General features: G+C 68.6%; 18 protein-coding genes and 1 pseudogene. 2 read left to right on the forward strand and 17 right to left on the reverse strand.

Features of this window, described 5'->3' with window-relative positions; all coding sequences use genetic code 11:
* Window positions 1-94: 94 nt before the first annotated feature.
* From nuoN to ABZV38_RS24795, 14 genes are read right to left on the reverse strand one after another with little or no spacing between them, the layout of a single operon-like run.
* Window positions 95-1759, reverse strand: coding sequence for an NADH-quinone oxidoreductase subunit NuoN (nuoN, locus tag ABZV38_RS24730; RefSeq protein WP_356330309.1), 1665 nt, complete (start codon window positions 1757-1759; stop codon window positions 95-97).
* The gene (locus tag ABZV38_RS24735) at window positions 1756-3327 is read right to left on the reverse strand and encodes an NADH-quinone oxidoreductase subunit M (protein WP_356330311.1); all 1572 of its coding nucleotides are present in this window, start codon (window positions 3325-3327) and stop codon (window positions 1756-1758) included. The genes nuoN and ABZV38_RS24735 overlap by 4 nt, the downstream gene beginning before the upstream one ends.
* Window positions 3328-3331: 4 nt before the next feature.
* On the reverse strand, window positions 3332-5227 hold the full coding sequence (nuoL, locus tag ABZV38_RS24740; protein ID WP_356330313.1) for an NADH-quinone oxidoreductase subunit L: 1896 nt from the start codon (window positions 5225-5227) through the stop codon (window positions 3332-3334).
* A 14-nt stretch (window positions 5228-5241) separates the two neighbouring features.
* Window positions 5242-5541 (reverse strand): NADH-quinone oxidoreductase subunit NuoK, encoded by a 300-nt coding sequence (gene nuoK, locus ABZV38_RS24745; RefSeq protein ID WP_024493678.1) that lies wholly within the window; start codon window positions 5539-5541, stop codon window positions 5242-5244.
* Window positions 5538-6365, reverse strand: coding sequence for an NADH-quinone oxidoreductase subunit J (locus ABZV38_RS24750; protein ID WP_356330315.1), 828 nt, complete (start codon window positions 6363-6365; stop codon window positions 5538-5540). The genes nuoK and ABZV38_RS24750 overlap by 4 nt, the downstream gene beginning before the upstream one ends.
* A complete protein-coding gene (gene nuoI, locus ABZV38_RS24755; RefSeq protein WP_356330317.1) occupies window positions 6362-6991 on the reverse strand; it encodes an NADH-quinone oxidoreductase subunit NuoI in 630 nt (209 codons plus the stop codon). The genes ABZV38_RS24750 and nuoI overlap by 4 nt, the downstream gene beginning before the upstream one ends.
* Entirely contained in the window at window positions 6984-8402 is a 1419-nt protein-coding gene (gene nuoH / locus ABZV38_RS24760; protein WP_356330319.1) for an NADH-quinone oxidoreductase subunit NuoH, read from the reverse strand. The genes nuoI and nuoH overlap by 8 nt, the downstream gene beginning before the upstream one ends.
* Window positions 8399-10906, reverse strand: a complete 2508-nt coding sequence (locus ABZV38_RS24765) for an NADH-quinone oxidoreductase subunit G (protein WP_356330321.1) — start codon at window positions 10904-10906, stop codon at window positions 8399-8401. Before ABZV38_RS24765 ends, nuoH begins: the two co-directional genes overlap by 4 nt.
* On the reverse strand, window positions 10903-12285 hold the full coding sequence (nuoF, locus tag ABZV38_RS24770; RefSeq protein ID WP_356330323.1) for an NADH-quinone oxidoreductase subunit NuoF: 1383 nt from the start codon (window positions 12283-12285) through the stop codon (window positions 10903-10905). Before nuoF ends, ABZV38_RS24765 begins: the two co-directional genes overlap by 4 nt.
* Window positions 12282-13109 carry an NADH-quinone oxidoreductase subunit NuoE gene (gene nuoE / locus ABZV38_RS24775; protein WP_356330341.1) on the reverse strand — a complete coding sequence of 276 codons (828 nt, stop codon included), beginning with the start codon at window positions 13107-13109 and terminating at the stop codon, window positions 12282-12284. Before nuoE ends, nuoF begins: the two co-directional genes overlap by 4 nt.
* A 29-nt stretch (window positions 13110-13138) precedes the next feature.
* Window positions 13139-14461, reverse strand: a complete 1323-nt coding sequence (locus ABZV38_RS24780; RefSeq protein WP_356330325.1) for an NADH-quinone oxidoreductase subunit D — start codon at window positions 14459-14461, stop codon at window positions 13139-13141.
* The gene (locus tag ABZV38_RS24785; protein ID WP_356330327.1) at window positions 14461-15171 is read right to left on the reverse strand and encodes an NADH-quinone oxidoreductase subunit C; all 711 of its coding nucleotides are present in this window, start codon (window positions 15169-15171) and stop codon (window positions 14461-14463) included. Before ABZV38_RS24785 ends, ABZV38_RS24780 begins: the two co-directional genes overlap by 1 nt.
* A complete protein-coding gene (locus ABZV38_RS24790) occupies window positions 15168-15722 on the reverse strand; it encodes an NADH-quinone oxidoreductase subunit B family protein (protein WP_355763169.1) in 555 nt (184 codons plus the stop codon). The genes ABZV38_RS24785 and ABZV38_RS24790 overlap by 4 nt, the downstream gene beginning before the upstream one ends.
* An 18-nt stretch (window positions 15723-15740) precedes the next feature.
* Complete coding sequence (locus tag ABZV38_RS24795; protein WP_003992243.1) at window positions 15741-16100, reverse strand: NADH-quinone oxidoreductase subunit A; 360 nt, start codon at window positions 16098-16100, stop codon at window positions 15741-15743.
* 761 nt (window positions 16101-16861) lie between these two features.
* Here ABZV38_RS24795 and ABZV38_RS24800 point away from each other — a divergent pair.
* Together ABZV38_RS24800 and ABZV38_RS24805 are read left to right on the forward strand one after the other, a co-directional pair.
* The gene (locus tag ABZV38_RS24800; protein ID WP_356330329.1) at window positions 16862-17674 is read left to right on the forward strand and encodes a C40 family peptidase; all 813 of its coding nucleotides are present in this window, start codon (window positions 16862-16864) and stop codon (window positions 17672-17674) included.
* A gap of 122 nt (window positions 17675-17796) precedes the next feature.
* Window positions 17797-18309 carry a DinB family protein gene (locus ABZV38_RS24805; protein WP_356330330.1) on the forward strand — a complete coding sequence of 171 codons (513 nt, stop codon included), beginning with the start codon at window positions 17797-17799 and terminating at the stop codon, window positions 18307-18309.
* Between the two features lie 18 nt (window positions 18310-18327).
* Here ABZV38_RS24805 and ABZV38_RS24810 read toward each other — a convergent pair whose 3' ends face one another.
* From ABZV38_RS24810 to ABZV38_RS24820, 3 genes and pseudogenes are all read right to left on the reverse strand, one after another.
* Window positions 18328-19611 (reverse strand): geranylgeranyl reductase family protein, encoded by a 1284-nt coding sequence (locus ABZV38_RS24810; protein WP_356330332.1) that lies wholly within the window; start codon window positions 19609-19611, stop codon window positions 18328-18330.
* A gap of 175 nt (window positions 19612-19786) precedes the next feature.
* The gene (locus tag ABZV38_RS24815; protein ID WP_356330333.1) at window positions 19787-20452 is read right to left on the reverse strand and encodes a hypothetical protein; all 666 of its coding nucleotides are present in this window, start codon (window positions 20450-20452) and stop codon (window positions 19787-19789) included.
* A 22-nt stretch (window positions 20453-20474) separates the two neighbouring features.
* Window positions 20475-20851, reverse strand: a pseudogene (locus ABZV38_RS24820) (hypothetical protein); the annotation flags it as partial.

The following is a 20851-nucleotide window of genomic DNA, read 5'->3' on the forward strand; positions in this document are numbered from 1 at the left end:
CGGCACCGTCCCTGCCACGATAGGCGCCGCGTACGACAACGCCGGACGGGCTTGACTTCTGGGGCCCGTCCGGCGTTGTCGTGGTCTCTGCGCGTTACCGCACGAACACTCCCGCCTGGCTCGCCAGGTCCAGGAAATACTGCGGGGCCAGGCCCAGCACCAGCGTGACCGCGACGCCGACCGCGATCGTGGTCATCGTCAGCGACGACGCGACGGCGACCGTCGGGCCGTCCGCCTTCGGCTCGCTGAAGAACATCAGCACGATGACCCGGATGTAGAAGAACGCGGCGATCGCGGACGAGATCACACCGACCACGACCAGACCGCCGGCCCCGCCCTCCGCCGCCGCCTTGAAGACCGCGAACTTTCCGGCGAAGCCCGCGGTCAGCGGGATACCGGCGAAGGACAGCAGATACACCGCGAAGACCGCGGCGACCAGCGGCGAGCGTCGGCCGAGCCCGGCCCACTTCGACAGGTGCGTCGCCTCGCCGCCCGCGTCGCGCACCAGGGTGACGACGGCGAACGCGCCGACCGTCACGAAGGAGTACGCACCCAGGTAGAAGAGCACCGAGGAGATGCCGCTGGGCGTCGTCGCGATGACACCGGCGAGGATGAAGCCGGCGTGCGCGATGGACGAGTAGGCCAGCAGCCGCTTGATGTCGGTCTGGGTGATGGCGACGATCGCACCGCCCAGCATCGTGACGATCGCGACGGCCCACATGACCGGCCGCCAGTCCCAGCTGAGGCCCGGCAGCACCACGTACAGCAGGCGCAGCAGCGCGCCGAACGCAGCGACCTTCGTGGCCGCGGCCATGAAGCCGGTGACCGGGGTCGGGGCGCCCTGGTAGACGTCCGGGGTCCACATGTGGAACGGGACGGCACCGACCTTGAAGAGCAGCCCGGTCAGGATCATCGCGCCGCCGATCAGCAGCAGCACGTCGTTGCCCATGGTGTCGGCGAGCGCCGGGTCGATCTGGGTGACGGAGCCGTCGACCACATCGGCGATGGCCGCGTACGAGACGGAGCCCGCGTACCCGTACAGCAGGGCGATCCCGAAGAGCAGGAACGCCGAGGAGAAGGCGCCGAGCAGGAAGTACTTCACCGCGGCCTCCTGCGACATCAGCCGCTTGCGGCGGGCGACGGCGCACAGGAGGTAGAGCGGGAGGGAGAAGACCTCCAGGGCCACGAAGAGCGTCAGCAGGTCGTTGGCCGCCGGGAAGACCAGCATGCCGGCCACGGAGAAGAGGAGCAGCGGGAAGACCTCGGTGGTGGTGAAGCCTGCCTTGACCGCGGCCTGCTCGCTCTCGCTGCCGGGGACGGACGCGGCCTGTGCGGCGAACGAGTCGACCCGGTTGCCGTGCGCCACGGGGTCGAGCCGGCGCTCGGCGAATGTGAAGACGGCGACGAGCGACGTCAGCAGGATGGTGCCCTGCAGGAACAGGGCGGGTCCGTCGACGGCGATGGCGCCCATCGCTGCGATGTGTGCCTTCGTCGTGCCGTACCCCCCGGCCGCGAGGCCGACGACCGCGGCGAACGCGGCGGCGAGGGCGACGACGGTCAGGAAGACCTGCGTGTAGTAGCGGGCCCGGCGCGGCACGAAGGCCTCGACGAGTACACCGACGACGGCGACACCGATCACAATGAGGACCGGGGTCAGCTGGGCGTACTCGATGACCGGTGCGTTGAACTTCTCTTTCGGGGCGGCCGAAGTCACCCCGCCCGCCATTGTCCACAGGCTGTGGACAGCTGTTGCGCTCACTTGGCGGCCTCCACCTCAGGCTGGGGGTCCTTCTTCTGGACGTCCGACATGGTGTGCTGCACCGCGGGGTTGACGATCTCCGTCAGCGGCTTCGGATAGACACCCAGGAAGATCAGCAGCGCGATCAGCGGGAGGACCACCACCAGCTCCCGGGCCTTGAGGTCGGCCATGCCCTGGACACCGGCCTTCACCGGGCCTGTCATCGTCCGCTGGTAGAGGACGAGGACGTAGAGCGCGGCGAGCACGATGCCGGTGGTGGCGACGATGCCGGCCGCCGGGTATGCGCTGAACGTGCCGACCAGGACCAGGAATTCGCTGACGAACGGGGCGAGCCCGGGCAGCGACAGCGTGGCGAGACCGCCGATCAGGAAGGTGCCGGCCAGGACCGGCGCCACCTTCTGCACCCCGCCGTAGTCGGCGATGAGCCGCGAACCGCGGCGGGTGATCAGGAAGCCGGCCACCAGCATCAGCGCGGCCGTCGAGATGCCGTGGTTGACCATGTAGAGCGTGGCACCCGACTGCCCCTGGCTGGTCATCGCGAAGATGCCCAGGATGATGAAGCCGAAGTGCGAGATCGACGCGTAGGCGATCAGTCGCTTGATGTCGCGCTGGCCGACGGCGAGCAGCGCCCCGTACACGATGCTGATCAGCGCCAGGACCAGGATCACCGGCGTCGCCCACTTGCTGGCCTCCGGGAACAGCTGGAGGCAGAAGCGGAGCATCGCGAACGTGCCGACCTTGTCGACGACCGCGGTGATCAGGACGGCGACCGGGGAGGTCGCCTCGCCCATGGCGTTGGGCAGCCAGGTGTGCAGCGGCCAGAGCGGGGCCTTCACCGCGAAGGCGAAGAAGAACCCGAGGAACAGCCAGCGTTCGGTGCTGGTAGCCATGGAGAGCGAGCCGTTGGCGCGGGCCTCGGCGATCTCGGAGAGCGAGAAGGTGCCCGCGACGACGTACAGGCCGATCACGGCGGCCAGCATGATGAGCCCGCCGGCCAGGTTGTAGAGGAGGAACTTCACGGCGGCGTACGAGCGTTGCGCTGCGGCGTTCTCGTCGCTGCCGGTGTGGGCCCGGTCCCCGAAGCCGCCGATGAGGAAGTACATCGGGATGAGCATGGCTTCGAAGAGGAGGTAGAAGAGGAAGACGTCGGTGGCCTCGAAGGAGAGGATCACCATCGCTTCGACCATCAGGATCAGGGCGAAGAAGCCCTGGGTGGGACGCCAGCGCGAGGACTTCGTCTCCAGAGGGTCGGCGTCGTGCCAGCCGGCCAGGATGACGAACGGGATCAGCAGGGCGGTGAGCGCCATGAGCGCCATCCCGATGCCGTCCACCCCGAGTTCGTACCGGACGCCGAAATCCTTGATCCAGGCGTGTGATTCGGTGAGCTGATAGCGGGCGCCGCCGGGCTCGAAGCGGGCGAGCGCGACGCCCGCCAGCACGAGCGTGGCCAGCGAGAAGAGCAGCGCCAGCCATTTGGCGGTGGTCCGCCGGGCGGCCGGGACGGCTGCGGTGGCGATCGCGCCGATCGCCGGGAGCGCCGCCGTCGCTGTCAGGAGGGGAAAGGACATGTGATCAGACCGCCCTCATCAGCAGGGTCGCGGCGATGACGACCGCCGTACCGCCGAACATCGAGACCGCGTAGGAGCGGGCGTAGCCGTTCTGCAGCTTGCGCAGCCGGCCGGAGAGCCCGCCCATCGACGCGGCCGTGCCGTTGACGACGCCGTCGACCAGGGTGTGGTCGACGTACACCAGGGAGCGGGTGAGGTGCTCGCCGCCGCGGACCAGGACCACGTGGTTGAAGTCGTCCTGCAGGAGGTCGCGGCGGGCGGCCCGGGTGAGCAGCGAGCCGCGCGGGGCGACGACCGGTACCGGCCGGCGCCCGTACATCGCCCAGGCGATGGCGACGCCGATGGCGAGCACCACCATGGTGGCGGCGGTGACGGTCGCGGCACCGACCGGCGAATCCCCGTGGCTGTGGTCGGTGACCGGCTCCAGCCAGTTCAGGAAGCGGTCGCCGATGGAGAAGAAGCCTCCGGCGAAGACCGAACCGAACGCCAGGATGATCATGGGGATGGTCATCGACTTCGGGGACTCGTGCGGATGCGGCGCGTGGCCTTCCGCGTCGGGCTGCCAGCGCTTCTCGCCGAAGAACGTCAGCAGCATCACGCGCGTCATGTAGAACGCGGTGATCGCGGCGCCCAGCAGCGTGACGACGCCGAGGATCCAGCCCTCGGTGCCGCCCTTGGCGAACGCCGCCTCGATGATCTTGTCCTTGGAGAAGAAGCCGGACAGGCCGGGGAAGCCGATGATCGCCAGATAGCCGAGACCGAAGGTGATGAAGGTGACCGGCATGTACGTCCGCAGGCCGCCGAACTTCCGCATGTCGACCTCGTCGTTCATGCCGTGCATGACCGAACCGGCACCGAGGAAGAGCCCGGCCTTGAAGAAGCCGTGCGTCACCAGGTGCATGATCGCGAAGACATAGCCGATCGGGCCGAGCCCGGCGGCCAGGATCATGTAGCCGATCTGCGACATCGTCGACCCGGCGAGGGCCTTCTTGATGTCGTCCTTCGCGCAACCGACGATCGCACCGAAGAGCAGCGTGACCGCACCGACGACCACGACGACCAGCTGTGCGTCCGGCGCGGCGTTGAAGATCGTGCCGGAGCGGACGATCAGGTAGACGCCCGCGGTCACCATGGTGGCGGCGTGGATGAGGGCGGAGACCGGGGTCGGGCCCTCCATCGCGTCACCGAGCCAGGACTGCAGCGGCACCTGGGCCGACTTGCCGCAGGCGGCGAGCAGCAGCATCAGGCCGATCGCCGTCAGCTTGCCCTCGCTCGTCTCCCCGGTCGATGCCAGGACGGGACCGAAGGCGAACGTGCCGAATGTGGTGAACATCAGCATGATCGCGATCGACAGACCCATGTCGCCGACCCGGTTGACCAGGAACGCCTTCTTGGCGGCGGTGGCCGCGCTGGGCTTGTGCTGCCAGAAGCCGATCAGCAGGTACGACGCCAGACCGACGCCCTCCCACCCGACGTACAGCAGCAGGTAGTTGTCGGCGAGGACCAGCAGGAGCATCGCCGCGAGGAACAGGTTCAGATAGCCGAAGAACCGGCGCCGGCGCTCGTCGTGCTCCATGTAGCCGATCGAGTAGATGTGGATCAGCGTGCCCACACCGGTGATCAGCAGGACGAACGTCATCGACAACTGGTCCAGCTGGAAGGCCACATCGGCCTGGAAACCCTCGACCGGGATCCAGCTGAACAGGTACTGGTGCAGCGCCCGGTGGTCGGCGCCCTTCCCCAGCATGTCGACGAAGAGCACCGCACCGATGACGAAGGAAACGGCGGCGAGCAGCGTGCCGATCCAGTGTCCGAAGCGGTCCAGCCGACGGCCTCCGCACAGCAGGACGGCCGCTCCGAGCAGAGGCGCCGCAACGAGCAGCGCAATGAGGTTGTCCACGATTCAGCGTCCCCTTACAGCTTCATCAGGCTGGCGTCGTCGACCGAGGCCGAGTGGCGGGAACGGAACAGCGACACGATGATCGCGAGCCCGACCACGACCTCGGCGGCGGCGACGACCATCGTGAAGAAGGCGATGATCTGGCCGTCGAGGTTGCCGTGCATCCGGGAGAAGGTGACGAACGCGAGGTTGCAGGCGTTGAGCATCAGCTCGACGCACATGAACACCACGATCGCGTTCCGCCTGATCAGCACCCCGGACGCGCCGATGGTGAACAACAGGGCAGCGAGATAGAGGTAGTTGACCGGGTTCACTTGGTGACCTCCTCTTCTTCGTTGTCCCGGCCGAGCCGCTCCTCGGAGCGCTGCTCCAGCGCCTTGAGCTGGGTGAGCGACTCGTTCGACACGTCACGGATCTGGCCGCGCTTGCGCAGCGTCTGCATGACGGTGAGCTCGGACGGGGTGCCGTCCGGGAGCAGGCCGGCGATGTCCACCGCGTTGTGCCGGGCGTAGACACCGGGGGCGGGCAGCGGCGGCAGGTGCTTGCCGCGTACGCGCTCCTCGGACATCTCCCGCTGGGTCTTGGCCCGTTCGGTGCGCTCGCGGTGGGTGAGCACCATCGCGCCGACGGTCGCCGTGATCAGCAGGGCGCCGGTGAGCTCGAAAGCGAAGACGTACTTGGTGAAGATGAGGCTGGCCAGCCCCTCGACGTTCCCGCCGTGTGCGGCGTTGGCGGTGCCGAGTCCGTTGAAGCTGTTCAGGGATGCGTGGGCGATGCCCGCGATCAGCAGCACACCGAAGCCGAGTCCGCAGCCCGCGGCCAGCCAGCGCTGCCCCTTGAGAGTCTCCTTCAGCGAGTCCGCCGCCGTGACACCGACGAGCATGACCACGAAGAGGAACAGCATCATGATCGCGCCCGTGTAGACGACGATCTGGACGACGCCGAGGAAGTACGCGCCGTTGGCGAGGTAGAAGACCGCCAGGACGATCATGGTCCCGGCGAGGCTCAGCGCGCTGTGCACGGCCTTCTTCATCAGTACGGTGGACAGCGCACCGAGCACGGCGACCGTGCCGAGCAGCCAGAACTGGACGGCCTCCCCGAGCGATGTGTCGGAGGCCGCTGCGGCGAGGCCGGTCATGCGTCCACCTCCTGGGCCGCGCCGTTGTTCTCGTTCTCGCCGTCGGACGGTTTCTCGCCCTCGGAGACAGCGGTCTGACGCTCCGTACCGGGCGCGGCCTCCGTCACCAGACCCCGGTAGTAGTCCTGCTCGTCCATCCCCGGGTAGATCGCGTGCGGGGTGTCGACCATGCCTTCCTCCAGCCCCGCGAGCAGCTCGTCCTTGGTGTAGATGAGGCTCTCGCGGGTGGTGTTGGCGAGCTCGAACTCATTGGTCATCGTCAGCGCCCGGGTCGGGCAGGCCTCGATGCACAGTCCGCAGAGAATGCAGCGCGCGTAGTTGATCTGGTAGACGCGGCCGTAGCGCTCCCCCGGGGAGTAGCGCTCCTCGTCGGTGTTGTCCGCGCCCTCCACGTAGATGGCGTCCGCCGGACAGGCCCAGGCGCACAGCTCGCAGCCGACGCACTTCTCCAGACCGTCAGGGTGACGGTTGAGCTGATGCCGTCCGTGGAAGCGCGGCGCCGTCACCTTCTGCTGTTCCGGGTACTGCTCGGTCAGCCGCTTCTTGAACATGGCCTTGAAGGTCACGCCGAAGCCGGCCACAGGGTTCTGGAACTTCTCCCCCGAGGGTTCCGATGACTCAGGCACCGTCAGCCTCCTTTCCGTCACTCGGACTTCCGCCCATCCGACTGTCGTCACTCTGAGTATCCGACCCGCCACTGACAACGAGCTCCCGCTCATGCCGTGGCCTGCGGCGCGGTACCGGCGGCAGGGTCTGTCCGGGCAGCGGTGGCACCGGGAATCCGCCCGCCATCGGGTCGAACGCGGGTCCTGGTTCCGGTTCCGCCCCGGCCTCCTTGGCCGACCGGTCCCGGAAGATGTCGGCGACGAAGGAGACCAGAAGGATCGCGATCACGGCGCCTGCCACGTACAGCACGATCCTGGTGAAGTCGAAGCCGTCGTTGCGCAGGGCCCGCACGGTCGCGACCAGCATCAGCCAGACCACGGAGACCGGGATCAGGATCTTCCAGCCGAGCTTCATCAGCTGGTCGTAGCGGACGCGGGGCAGGGTGCCGCGCAGCCAGATGAAGAAGAACAGCAGCAGCTGGACCTTGATGACGAACCAGAGCATCGGCCACCAGCCGTGGTTCGCACCCTCCCAGAAGGTGCTGATCGGCCACGGGGCTCGCCAGCCGCCCAGGAACAGGGTCGTGGAGACCGCGGAGACGGTGACCATGTTGACGTACTCGGCGAGCATGAACATCGCGAACTTGATCGACGAGTACTCGGTGTTGAAGCCGCCGACCAGGTCGCCCTCGGACTCCGGCATGTCGAACGGGGCACGGTTGGTCTCGCCGACCATTGTGACGATGTAGATGATGAACGAGACCGGCAGCAGAATGATGAACCAGCGGTCCTGCTGCGCCTCCACGATCTTCGAGGTCGACATCGACCCGGAGTAGAGGAAGACGGAGGCGAACGCGGCGCCCATCGCGATCTCGTACGAGATCATCTGCGCGCAGGAGCGCAGGCCGCCGAGGAGCGGGTACGTCGATCCGGAGGACCAGCCGGCCAGCACGATGCCGTAGATGCCGACCGAGGCGACCGCGAGGATGTAGAGCATCGCGATCGGCAGGTCGGTGAGCTGCATCGCCGTACGGTGGCCGAAGATCGAGACCTCGTTGCCGGACGGGCCGAACGGGATCACCGCGATCGCCATGAACGCCGGTACGGCGGCGACGATCGGCGCGAGGACATAGACGACCTTGTCCGCCCGCTTGACGATGACGTCTTCCTTCAGCATCAGCTTCATGCCGTCGGCGAGCGACTGGAGCATGCCCCAGGGGCCGTGCCGGTTGGGGCCGATGCGCAGCTGCATCCAGGCGACGACCTTGCGCTCCCACACGATGGAGAAGAGCACGGTCACCATCAGGAACGCGAAGCAGAACACCGCCTTGATGACGACGAGCCACCAGGGGTCGGTGCCGAACATCGAGAGATCCTCGGCGGCCAGTACGGCACGGTCGGGTGCCGCGGCCAGTTGAGCGAGGGCAGTCACGCTCGCACCTCCGGTGTGACGTCGGGAGTACCCGGTGCGGCGGGGCCGATCCGGACCAATCCGCCGGGGTGGGCGCCGGTGTCGGCCGGGACACCCCGCCCGACGGAGTTCAGCGGCACCCAGACCACTCGGTCCGGCATGTCGGTGACCTGCAGCGGGAGTTCGACGCTGCCGGACGGCCCGGTGACGGCCAGCAGATCGCCGTCCTTCACCCCCGTCTCGGCGGCGGTGACGGCGGAGAGCCGGGCGACCGCGGCGTGCCGGGTGCCGGCCAGCGCGGCGTCACCCTCCTGGAGCCTGCCCTGGTCGAGCAGGAGCCGGTGGCCCGCGAGGACCGCCTCGCCGTCGCCGGGCCGCGGCAGCGGCTGCGCCGACGCGTGCGGGTCGGTGGCGTGCGTGCCGGTCCAGCCGCCGAGCCGGTCCAGCTCACGGCGTACGGACTTCAGATCCGGCAGCGCGAAGTGGACGTCGAGCGCGTCGGCCAGCATGTGCAGGACCCGGGCGTCCGTCGGGGCGGGCGTCCGCGTCAGCTGCTCCGGCTTGAGCGCGGCCTCGAACATCCGGGCCCTGCCCTCCCAGTTGAGGAAGGTGCCGGCCTTCTCGGCCACCGCGGCGACCGGGAACACCACGTCGGCCCGCTCGGTGACCTCGCTGGGCCGCAGCTCCAGCGAGACGAGGAAGCCGACCTGGTCCAGTGCCTCCAGGGCGCGCGCCGGGTCCGGCAGGTCGACGGCCTCGACGCCGGCGACGAGCAGCGCACCCAGTTCGCCGCTGGCCGCGGCCTCGACGATCTGGCCGGTGTCGCGGCCGAACCGGGCGGGGAGCTCGGCGACGCCCCAGACGGCCGCCACCTCGTCCCTGGCCCGCGGGTCGGTGGCCGGGCGGCCGCCGGGCAGCAGCGACGGGAGCGCGCCCGCCTCCACCGCACCGCGCTCGCCGGCCCGGCGCGGGATCCACACCAGCCGGGCCCCGGTCGCGGTCGCGGCCCGTACCGCGGCGGTCAGCCCGCCCGGCACCGCGGCCAGTCGCTCGCCGACCACGATCACGGCGTCCTCGCCGCGCAGCGCCTCGGCGGCCGCGGCCCCGTCGCCGTCGAGTCCGACGCTGCCCGCGATCGCGTCCAGCCACTCGGTCTCGGTGCCGGGTGCGGCGGGAAGCAGCGTGCCGCCCGCCTTCGTCAGTCCGCGGGTGGCGTGCGAGGCGACGGCGAAGGTGCGCTGGCCGTGCTTGCGGTTGGCCTTGCGCAGCCGCAGGAAGACGCCGGGGGCCTCCTCCTCGGACTCGAAGCCGACCAGCAGCACGGTCGACGCCTTCTCCAGCGTGGTGTACGTGAGACCGCTGCCGTCCAGGTCGCGTCCGCGCCCGGCGACGCGGGCGGCCAGGAAGTCGGCCTCCTCGCTGCTGTGCACCCGCGCCCGGAAGTCGATGTCGTTCGTGTCGAGCGCGATCCGGGCGAACTTGCTGTATGCGTACGCGTCCTCGACGGTCAGCCGGCCGCCCGTGAGGACACCGGTCCTGCCGCGTGCGGCGGCGAGTCCGGTGGCCGCGGCCGCCAGCGCCTCGGGCCAGCTCGCCGGTGCGAGGACGCCGTCCTCATCGCGGACCAGCGGAGTGGTGAGCCGGTCCCGCTGCTGTGCGTAACGGAACCCGAAGCGACCTTTGTCGCAGACCCACTCCTCGTTGACCTCGGGGTCGTTGGCGGCGAGCCGCCGCATGACCTTGCCGCGCCGGTGGTCGGTGCGGGTCGCGCAGCCGCCCGCGCAGTGCTCGCAGACCGACGGCGACGACACCAGGTCGAAGGGCCGGGAGCGGAATCGGTACGCCGCCGAGGTCAGCGCGCCGACCGGGCAGATCTGGATGGTGTTGCCGGAGAAGTACGACTCGAACGGGTCGCCCTCGCCCGTACCGACCTGCTGGAGCGCGCCGCGCTCCAGCAGCTCGATCATCGGGTCGCCCGCCACCTGGTTGGAGAACCGGGTGCAGCGCGCGCAGAGCACACACCGCTCACGGTCCAGCAGCACCTGGGTGGAGATCGGGACGGGCTTCTCGTACGTCCGCTTCTTCCCGTCGAACCGGGAGTCCGGGTCGCCGTGCGACATCGCCTGGTTCTGCAGCGGGCACTCGCCGCCCTTGTCGCAGACCGGGCAGTCCAGCGGGTGGTTGATCAGCAGCAGCTCCATCACCCCGCGCTGCGCCTTGTCGGCGACCGGTGAGGTGAGCTGCGACTTGACGACCATGCCGTCGGTGCAGGTGATGGTGCAGGACGCCATCGGCTTGCGCTGGCCCTCGACCTCGACGATGCACTGCCGGCAGGCGCCGGCCGGGTCGAGGAGCGGGTGGTCGCAGAAGCGCGGGATCTCGATCCCGAGGAGTTCGGCGGCCCGAATGACCAGTGTGCCCTTGGGCACGCTGATCTCGATGCCGTCGATCGTCAGCGTGACAAGGTCCTCGGGCGGGACCGCCGCCTCGCCGCCCCCGGAGGGCGCACTTGTGGTGACTGTCATGCGTTCACCCCCTGGTGAGCGTTCTTCTCGTCGGCCCAGGCGGTCGACTTGGCGGGATCGAAGGGGCAGCCCTTGCCGGTGATGTGCCGCTCGTACTCCTCGCGGAAGTACTTCAGCGAGGAGAAGATCGGCGAGGCGGCGCCGTCGCCGAGGGCGCAGAAGGACTTGCCGTTGATGTTGTCGGCGATGTCGTTCAGCTTGTCGAGGTCGGCCATCTGCCCCTTGCCGGCCTCGATGTCGCGGAGCAACTGGACGAGCCAGTAGGTGCCTTCACGGCATGGCGTGCACTTGCCGCAGGACTCATGGGCGTAGAACTCGGTCCAGCGGGTGACGGCCCGCACCACGCACGTCGTCTCGTCGAAGCACTGGAGCGCCTTGGTGCCGAGCATGGAGCCGGCGGCGCCGACGCCCTCGTAGTCGAGGGGCACATCGAGGTGCTCGTCGGTGAACATCGGGGTGGAGGAGCCGCCCGGGGTCCAGAACTTCAGCCGGTGACCGGGGCGCATGCCGCCGCTCATGTCGAGCAGCTGGCGCAGAGTGATGCCGAGCGGTGCCTCGTACTGGCCGGGGCTGGCGACATGCCCGCTGAGCGAGTACAGCGTGAAGCCCGGGGACTTCTCGCTGCCCATCGACTTGAACCAGTCCTTGCCCTTGCTCAGGATCGCGGGAACCGACGCGATGGACTCGACGTTGTTCACCACAGTGGGGCAGGCGTACAGACCGGCGACCGCGGGGAAGGGTGGCCGCAGCCTGGGCTGGCCGCGTCGCCCTTCGAGCGAGTCGAGCAGGGCGGTCTCCTCACCACAGATGTACGCGCCCGCGCCCGCGTGCACGGTGAGTTCCAGGTCGAGCCCCGAGCCCAGAATGCTCGTCCCGAGGTAGCCCGCCTCGTACGCCTCGCGCACGGCCTCGTGCAACCGCCGCAGTACGGGGACGACTTCACCGCGCAGATAGATGAAGGCGTGCGAGGACCGGATCGCGTAGCAGGCGATCACGATGCCCTCGATGAGGCTGTGCGGGTTGGCGAAGAGGAGCGGGATGTCCTTGCAGGTCCCGGGCTCCGACTCGTCGGCGTTGACCACCAGGTAGTGCGGCTTGCCGTCGCCCTGCGGGATGAACTGCCACTTCATGCCGGTGGGGAAGCCGGCGCCGCCGCGGCCGCGCAGTCCGGAGTCCTTGACGTACGCGATGAGGTCGTCCGGCGACATGGCGAGGGCCTTGCGCAGCCCCTCGTAGCCGCCGTGCCGCTTGTAGGTGTCCAGGGTCCAGGACTCGGGCTCGTCCCAGAAGGCGGAGAGCACGGGCGAGAGCAGCTTCTCGGGGCTGGCCCCGCTGTCGTTGCCGCCCCCGTCGTTGATTTCGGCTGCCAACGTCATCACTCCCCCTCCTCAGCTGCGGGACCGGCCGAGTGGTCCGGGTCGGATGCAGAGGTCTGCTGCGGTGCGTCGTGGGAGCTGAGATGCTCGGCGCCCGGCTGCGGGCGCTCCTGCGGAGCTTCCGCGCGTGCCGACTCGCCGCGCGGAGCGACGACCTTCGGGTGCAGCTCCTCGCCCTTCGCCAGCCGGAGGCCGACGAGCGAGGCGGGGCCGGCGCCGCCGGTCGCCTCGACGGCGCCGGGCCGCTCGTCGGGGAAACCGGCCAGGATCCGCGCGGTCTCCTTGTACGAGCAGAGCGGGGCGCCGCGGGTGGGTTCGACGGTGCGCCCGGCGATCAGGTCGTCGACGAGCTGGGTCGCGCTCTCGGGCGTCTGGTTGTCGAAGAACTCCCAGTTGACCATCACGACGGGTGCGAAGTCGCAGGCCGCATTGCACTCGATGTGTTCGAGGGTGACCTTGCCGTCCTCGGTCGTCTCGTTGTTGCCGACGCCGAGGTGCTGCTTGAGCCGGTCGAAGATGGCGTCGCCGCCCATCACCGCGCACAGCGTGTTGGTGCAGACACCGACCTGGTAGTCGCCGCTCGGCCTGCGCCGGTACATCGTGTAGAAGGTGGCGACCGCGGTGACCTCGGCGGTGGTGAGGCCGAGCAGCTCGGCGCAGAGCGCCATGCCGGTACGGGAGACGTACCCCTCCTCGGACTGCACCAGGTGCAGCAGCGGCAGCAGCGCGGAGCGGCTGTCGGGGTAGCGGGCGATCACCTCCTTCGCGTCCGCTTCGAGCCTGGCGCGCACCTCGGCCGGGTAGGCGGGGGCGGGGAGCTGCGGCATCCCCAGACTGACTTCCTGACGTACTTCGGTCACCGGTCGACGCCTCCCATCACGGGGTCGATGGACGCGACGGCGACGATGACATCGGCGACCTGGCCGCCCTCGCACATCGCCGCCATGGCCTGGAGATTGGTGAAGGACGGGTCGCGGAAGTGGACCCGGTAGGGGCGGGTTCCGCCGTCCGAGACGACATGCACGCCGAGCTCACCCTTGGGCGACTCGACGGCGGTGTACGTCTGCCCGGCCGGGACCCGGAAGCCCTCGGTCACCAGCTTGAAGTGGTGGATCAGGGCCTCCATGGAGGTGCCCATGATCTTCTTGATGTGGTCGAGCGAGTTGCCGAGTCCGTCGGGTCCGAGCGCGAGCTGCGCGGGCCAGGCGATCTTCTTGTCGGCGACCATCACCGGTCCCGGGGCGAGCCGGTCGATGCACTGCTCGATGATCCGCAGCGACTGGCGCATCTCCTCGAGACGGATGAGGAAGCGGCCGTAGGCGTCGCAGCTGTCGGCGGTGGGGACGTCGAACTCGTAGTTCTCGTACCCGCAGTAGGGGTCCGTCTTGCGCAGGTCGTGCGGGAGTCCGGCGGAGCGCAGGATCGGGCCGGTGGCGCCCAGCGCCATGCAGCCGGTCAGATCGAGATAGCCGACGTCCTGCATGCGGGCCTTGAAGATGGGGTTGCCGGTGGCGAGCTTGTCGTACTCCGGCAGATTCTTCTTCATGGTCTTCACGAACTCGCGCAGCTGGTCGACCGCGCCCGGCGGCAGGTCCTGGGCGAGTCCGCCGGGCCGGACGAACGCATGGTTCATCCGGAGCCCGGTGATCAGCTCGAAGAGATCGAGAATGAGTTCACGATCACGGAATCCGTAGATCATGATCGTGGTGGCGCCGAGCTCCATGCCACCGGTGGCGATGCACACCAGGTGCGAGGAGATCCGGTTGAGCTCCATCAGGAGCACGCGCAGAACCGTCGCCCGGTCGGGGATCTGGTCCTCGATGCCGAGGAGCTTCTCGACGCCCAGGCAGTACGCCGTCTCGTTGAAGAACGGCGTCAGGTAATCCATGCGCGTGACGAACGTGGTGCCCTGGGTCCAGTTCCGGAATTCGAGGTTCTTCTCGATGCCGGTGTGGAGGTAGCCGATGCCGCAGCGGGCCTCGGTGACGGTCTCGCCGTCGATCTCCAGGATCAGCCGCAGCACGCCGTGCGTGGACGGGTGCTGGGGGCCCATGTTGACGATGATGCGCTCGTCGTCGGACTTGACCGCCGACTCGACGACCTCGTCCCAGTCGCCGCCGGTGACTGTATATACAGTCCCCTCGGTCGTGGCCCGGGGCGTTGCATGGGGAGTAGACATCAGGAGTACGACCTCCGCTGGTCCGGAGCCGGGATCTGGGCGCCCTTGTACTCGACGGCGATGCCACCGAGCGGGTAGTCCTTGCGCTGCGGGAAGCCCTGCCAGTCGTCCGGCATCATGATCCGGGTGAGGGCCGGGTGCCCGTCGAAGATGAGCCCGAAGAAGTCGTAGGTCTCGCGCTCGTGCCAGTCATTGGTCGGATAGACCGTGACGAGGGACGGGATGTGCGGGTCGCTGTCCGGGGCCGAGACCTCCAGCCGGATCAGCCGGCCGTGAGTGAGCGACCGCAGGTGGTAGACGGCGTGCAGCTCCCGGCCCTTGTCGCCGAGGAAGTGGACACCGCTCACCCCCGTGCAGAGCTCGAAGCGCAGGGCCGGGTCGTCGCGCAGCGTGCGAGCCACGGTGAGCAGGTGCTCGCGGGCGATGTGGAAGGTGAGTTCGCCGCGGTCGACGACGGTCTTCTCGATGGCGTTCCCGGGAAGCAGGTCCTGTTCCTCCAGGGCCCCTTCGAGCTCGTCGGCCACCTCGTCGAACCAGCCGCCGTACGGCCGGGGCGTGGCGCCCGGCAGTGTCACCGTGCGGATGAGGCCGCCGTAGCCGGAGGTGTCGCCGCCGTTGTCGGCGCCGAACATGCCCTTCCGCACGCCGATGACCTCGCCGGTCTCGTCGCGCGGCGCGGGTACGCCGTTGCTGTTCTGCTCGTCGTTCACCGCAGCAGCCCCTTCATCTCGATCAGGGGAAGCGCCTTGAGTGCCGCGTCCTCCGCCTCGCGGGCGGCCTCCTCCGCGTTGACCCCGAGCTTGGAGCTCTGGATCTTCTGGTGGAGCTTGAGAATGGCGTCCAACAGCATCTCGGGACGCGGCGGACAGCCTGGCAAATAGATATCGACCGGGACAATGTGATCAACACCCTGCACAATGGCGTAATTGTTGAACATCCCACCCGATGACGCACAAACCCCCATGGAGATAACCCACTTGGGATTCGGCATCTGGTCATAGACCTGCCGCAGGACGGGCGCCATCTTCTGGCTGACCCGCCCTGCCACGATCATCAGATCCGCCTGCCGCGGCGATCCGCGGAAGACCTCCATCCCGAAACGGGCCAGGTCGTAGCGCCCGGCTCCGGTCGTCATCATCTCGATGGCGCAGCAGGCGAGGCCGAAGGTGGCAGGAAATACGGAGGACTTCCGCACCCAGCCGGCGGCCTGCTCGACAGTGGTCAACACGAAGCCGCTGGGCAGCTTCTCTTCGAGTCCCATGGTGTGCCCCTCAGCCCCTCAGTCCCATTCCAGGCCGCCGCGACGCCATACATACGCATAGGCGACGAAGACGGTGAGCACGAAGAGCAGCATCTCAACGAGCCCGAAGATCCCCAGGGCGTCGAAGGTGACCGCCCAGGGATAGAGGAAGACGATCTCGATGTCGAAGACGATGAAGAGCATCGCCGTCAGGTAGTACTTGATGGGGAAGCGGCCGCCTCCGGCTGGAGTGGGGGTGGGTTCAATACCGCACTCGTACGCTTCGAGCTTTGCTCGGTTGTATCGCTTGGGGCCGATAAGCGTGGCCATGACCACGGAGAAGATCGCAAACCCTGCCCCGAGGGCGCCGAGCACGAGGATGGGCGCGTAGGCATTCACGCTCCTCGCTCCTTCCAGTCGTCCTTGACCGTTGGACCGCATCGGGCGACCGGCTCGCCACCTCACCAAGATCGTGCACATGTGAGGCAGTTCACAAGCCCGACTGCCCCGCATCCTATGCCTGCCGTCCTGTGATCTGCGACACGGGGTGCTACACCGACTTTGTGATCTCCACCACCAGGCGAACGATCATGAAGCCGGATGAGCGATGACCTTCGCACGCAAAGCGGCTGCTCGATCACGAGACGTGACATCTGATGTTGTTACCGCTGGTCAAAGCGATGTTCCTCTAACAATCAGACGCCTCGGCGTGCAAATTGGCAATGGACGGCAGGGAGTGATACGAGGATCCGTCCCGGTCTGGGCTCACCCGCGCGAGGGGCCCACGGGGAGCGAAGTGGACGCGTGCGCAAATTCACGATCTTCCGGGCGAAAGGCCACCCGCGCGGCGCCGTCGACGGCACCGCGCCCGCCGGCCGCTCTTATGCCCGCCACGTAACAGTCATGCTGTGACCTGCATCACTCCACCGAGCCTTCAACAAAAGCGGGCTTGGCCATTGGTGTGAACGGATGGTAAGCGGCGGGCAATTCGGGCGAATTCCCGAAAGGCCGTGATCACAGCAGTGATCACGCCTGCCCGTTTTGCCCGTTACGGCGTCAATAAGGGCCGCCAGAAAGCGGATTCACAGATTCCGTACGTAACTGTGTCGCAACACACGTTTCTTGAAGGGACCCCTGAGCCCCTGATAGCGCTAGTACCCATGTCCCACACCGCTCACATACCCAGCCACCGGAAGCCCCGCCGAAGCGCCTCCAAGACGGCGCTGCGGGCCGGAGTTGCCGGTGGCGTCCTCAGCACCATCGCGGTCGCCGCAGCCGCCGGTCCGGCCCAGGCCGAGCCGGTGACCCAGACCATCGAGATGCCCACCCTCACCACCGGGCTCTCCACCGCCGTCGCCGCGTCCGCCGAGGCCACCCAGCAGGTCGCCCTGGACCTGGAGACGCAGGCCCACGAGGACGCCGCCGCCACCACCGCCGCCAAGGCCGCCAAGAAGGCCAAGGCCGAGGCCGTGCGCAAGGCAGAGGCCAAGAAGAAGGCCGAGACCGCCGCCAAGGCCAAGGCGGAGGCCGCCCTGCGCGCCTCCCGCTCCGAGGCCCGTACGACGCTCAGCGCCACGTCCGGCTCCACCTCCGTCGCCCCCTCCTCGTCGAGCGCCACCGGCTCCGCCGCGTCCGTCATCGCTTTCGTCAAGGCGCAGGTCGGCGACGCGTACGTGTCCGGCGGCACCGGCCCCAACTCCTGGGACTGCTCCGGCCTGGTCCAGGCCGCTTTCCGCTCGGTGGGCGTCGACCTCCCGCGCGTCTCGCAGGCCCAGTCGACCGCCGGCACCCAGGTCTCCCTGAGCAACCTCCAGCCGGGCGACATCCTGTACTGGGGCGGCGCGGGCTCCGCGTACCACGTCGGTGTCTACGTTGGCGGCGGCCAGTTCGTCGGCGCACAGAACCCGAGCACCGGTGTGGTGCTCCGCTCCCTGGACTACGACCCGCCGTCGGGCGCGGTCCGCGTTCTCTGAACTCCGCGAGTTCGCTGAGTTCTCGGATTCACAAGCGCATGTGATCCGGCTGAGGGCCGTCACTCCCCGCTCGGGAGTGACGGCCCTCAGCCGTGCGGTCGGTTGCGGTAGCTTCGGCTCCCATGAGCCGCCCGCGGATACGCCCACCGTACGAAGCCGACGAGCGAACCCAGTTGCTCGGCTGGTTCGACATGCAGCGGGCCGTCGTCCACTGGAAGTGTGAGGGGCTGTCCGAGACCGATGCGCACCGGGCCGTGCTCCCCGCCTCGCCGCGTCTGTCGGCCGCAGCGATCGTCTCGCATCTGCGCTGGGTCGAGAACTACTGGTTCGAGGTGATGTTCCTCGGCCGGCCCGCCGTGGGACCCCGGTTCGACCCGGACACCGAGGATGCCGACATGCGGGTCGACGGCATTCCGCTCGCGCAGCTCCTCATGGAGTACGAGCAGCAGTGCGCCGTCACCGACGAGATCGTCGCGGCCCACGCCCTGGAGGACGTGGGCCGTCATCCCGACTTCGAGATCGCCTCCGCCAATCTGCGGTGGATGCTGTTCCACATGATCGAGGAGACTGCCCGGCACGCCGGTCATCTCGATGCCGTACGGGAGATCATCGACGGCGAGAAAGGTTACTACTGACCGGACGCCGCCGTACGGTCAGGAGCGCGGGGCCACCTTCGCCAGGCCGTTGATGATGCGGTCCATCGCGTCGCCGCCCGTCGGGTCGGTGAGGTTGGCCAGCATCTTCAGCGTGAACTTCATCAGCAGCGGGTGCGTCAGACCGCGCTGCGTGGCGATCTTCATGACCTTCGGGTTGCCGATCAGCTTCACGAAGGCGCGGCCCATCGTGTAGTAGCCGCCGTAGGTCTCCTTGAGGATCTTCGGGTAGTTGTGCAACGCCAGTTCGCGCTGGGCCGGGGTCGCGCGGGCGTGCGCCTGGACGATGACGTCCGCGGCGAGCTGGCCCGACTCCATGGCGTAGGCGATGCCTTCGCCGTTGAACGGGTTGACCATGCCGCCCGCGTCACCGACGAGCAGCAGCCCCTTGGTGTAGTGCGGCTGGCGGTTGAAGGCCATGGGGAGCGCGGCGCCGCGGATCGGCGTCGTCATGTTCTCCGGGGTGTAGCCCCAGTCCTCCGGCATCGACGCGCACCACGCCTTGAGAACCTCGCGCCAGTCCAGTTCCTTGAAGGCGGACGACGAGTTGAGGATGCCGAGGCCGACGTTGGACGTGCCGTCACCCATGCCGAAGATCCAGCCGTAGCCGGGCAGCAGCCGGTCCTGGGGGCCGCGCCGGTCCCACAGTTCCAGCCAGGACTCCAGGTAGTCGTCGTCATGGCGGGGCGAGGTGAAGTACGTACGGACCGCCACACCCATCGGGCGGTCCTCGCGACGGTGCAGGCCCATGGCGAGCGACAGCCGGGTGGAGTTGCCGTCGGCGGCGACGACGAGCGGGGCGTGGAAGGTGACCGGGGTCTTCTCCTCGCCGAGCTTCGCCTGCACGCCGGTGATGCGGCCGGTGCGCTCGTCGACGATCGGGGCGCCGACATTGCAGCGCTCGTACAGCCGCGCGCCCGCCTTCTGCGCCTGGCGGGCCAGCTGCTCGTCGAAGTCGTCACGCTTGCGGACCAGACCGTAGTCCGGGTACGACGCGAGATCCGGCCAGTCCAGCTGGAGGCGGACGCCGCCGCCGATGATGCGCAGACCCTTGTTGCGCAGCCAGCCGGCCTCTTCGGAGATGTCGATGCCCATGGAGACGAGCTGCTTGGTGGCTCGCGGGGTGAGGCCGTCGCCGCAGACCTTCTCGCGCGGGAAAGCGGTCTTCTCCAGCAGGAGAACGTCGAGTCCGGCCTTGGCGAGGTAGTACGCGGTCGTGGAGCCGGCTGGGCCTGCCCCGACGACGATCACATCCGCGCTGTGTTCGGAGAGGGGCTCGGTCACGGTCGGATCTCCCGAGGATTCGAAATCGCGTGCCGCGCGGCACATGTCCCGTGCAGTCTATGGGGGCCTGCTGATCAACCTTTCGAAGGGCTCCCCGACGGCGAACTCGGCTACTGCCTGTGGACCGTGGTCGGCGAGGACGTGAGGTCGTCGGCTGCTTGCGTGACGAGCCGGATCAGTCGATGTCGTTGAGCATCCAGATGGACAGGGCGGTGTCGAAGATCTGCCGGGCGTCCGACCAGTAGCGGTCGCGCTCGGTGGTGTAGATCGCGTACTCGGTGCCGTCGTCGGCGATGTAGCTCTGGTCGATCGCGTGGATCGTCTCGCCGCTCCGCCTGTCCTCGTACGTGTACTCCCAGATCGCGCCCTGGAGTCCCTGGAAGGTGTTGGCACGGAGCTGCAGCCGCCGGTAGTCCTTCTGGTTGGCGTCGGCGGTCCGCTCCAGGTTCTGGAAGTTCTCGTACGAGGTGTACGGGGCGTTGCGGATGACGCCGACCTTCAGCTCGGCCCGGCCGGTGGAGCCCGCGTACGTGATCTGGTGGTTCTTCTCGCTCTCCCGGTCCCACTGGACCGGGGCGGCGAAGGAGAAGCCGGCGCTGTCGGAGACCATGCGGTAGCCGGCGGGGACGGTGGGCGCCGCGGGGGGCGTGGTCGCGGACGCGGTCGGAGACGTGGGCGGGGTGGCTTCGGGGGGCGTGCCGTCGCTGCTCCCGGACGCCGCGGGTTTGTTGTCCTCTGCGGCCGCCGCGGGCGGCCGCCGGGTGTCGCTCTTGTCGTTCTTGAGGAACAGGACTCCGGCGGTGAGCCCGCCGCCGAGCACGATGGCCGCGACGAGGGTCACGCTCCAGACGACGACGGAGCGCTTACGGGCGGTGGCTGCTGCGGTGGCTGTCGCCGCCTCGGCGTCGGCCCGGGGGCCGGGCCGGTGCGGGGCCGAGGTGGACGGTCTGCGGGTCGTACGCGGGGTACGGGGTGGGCATGGCCGTGGGAACGGTCGTGGGCGGTGTCTGCGGCCGGGGGTTCCAGGCGGGAGGCGGGGGCTGCGTTCCCGGGGCCCACGCAGAGGCCGGAGCCGCCGTGCCGGCCGGACGCCCCACCAGCCGCAGCAGATGCGGCGCCACCAGCACCGCTCCCCCCACCCACAGCAGCCCGAAGAGCAGCGCGTCCGGCACGCTCGGGGCGATCTCCACCATCCTTGATCTTGCGTGGGTATCCCCTGCTTCAGCCGGGGATACCCACG

Origin of the sequence: Streptomyces sp. NPDC005181, from assembly GCF_040608395.1 — a bacterium.
Lineage (GTDB): Bacteria > Actinomycetota > Actinomycetes > Streptomycetales > Streptomycetaceae > Streptomyces.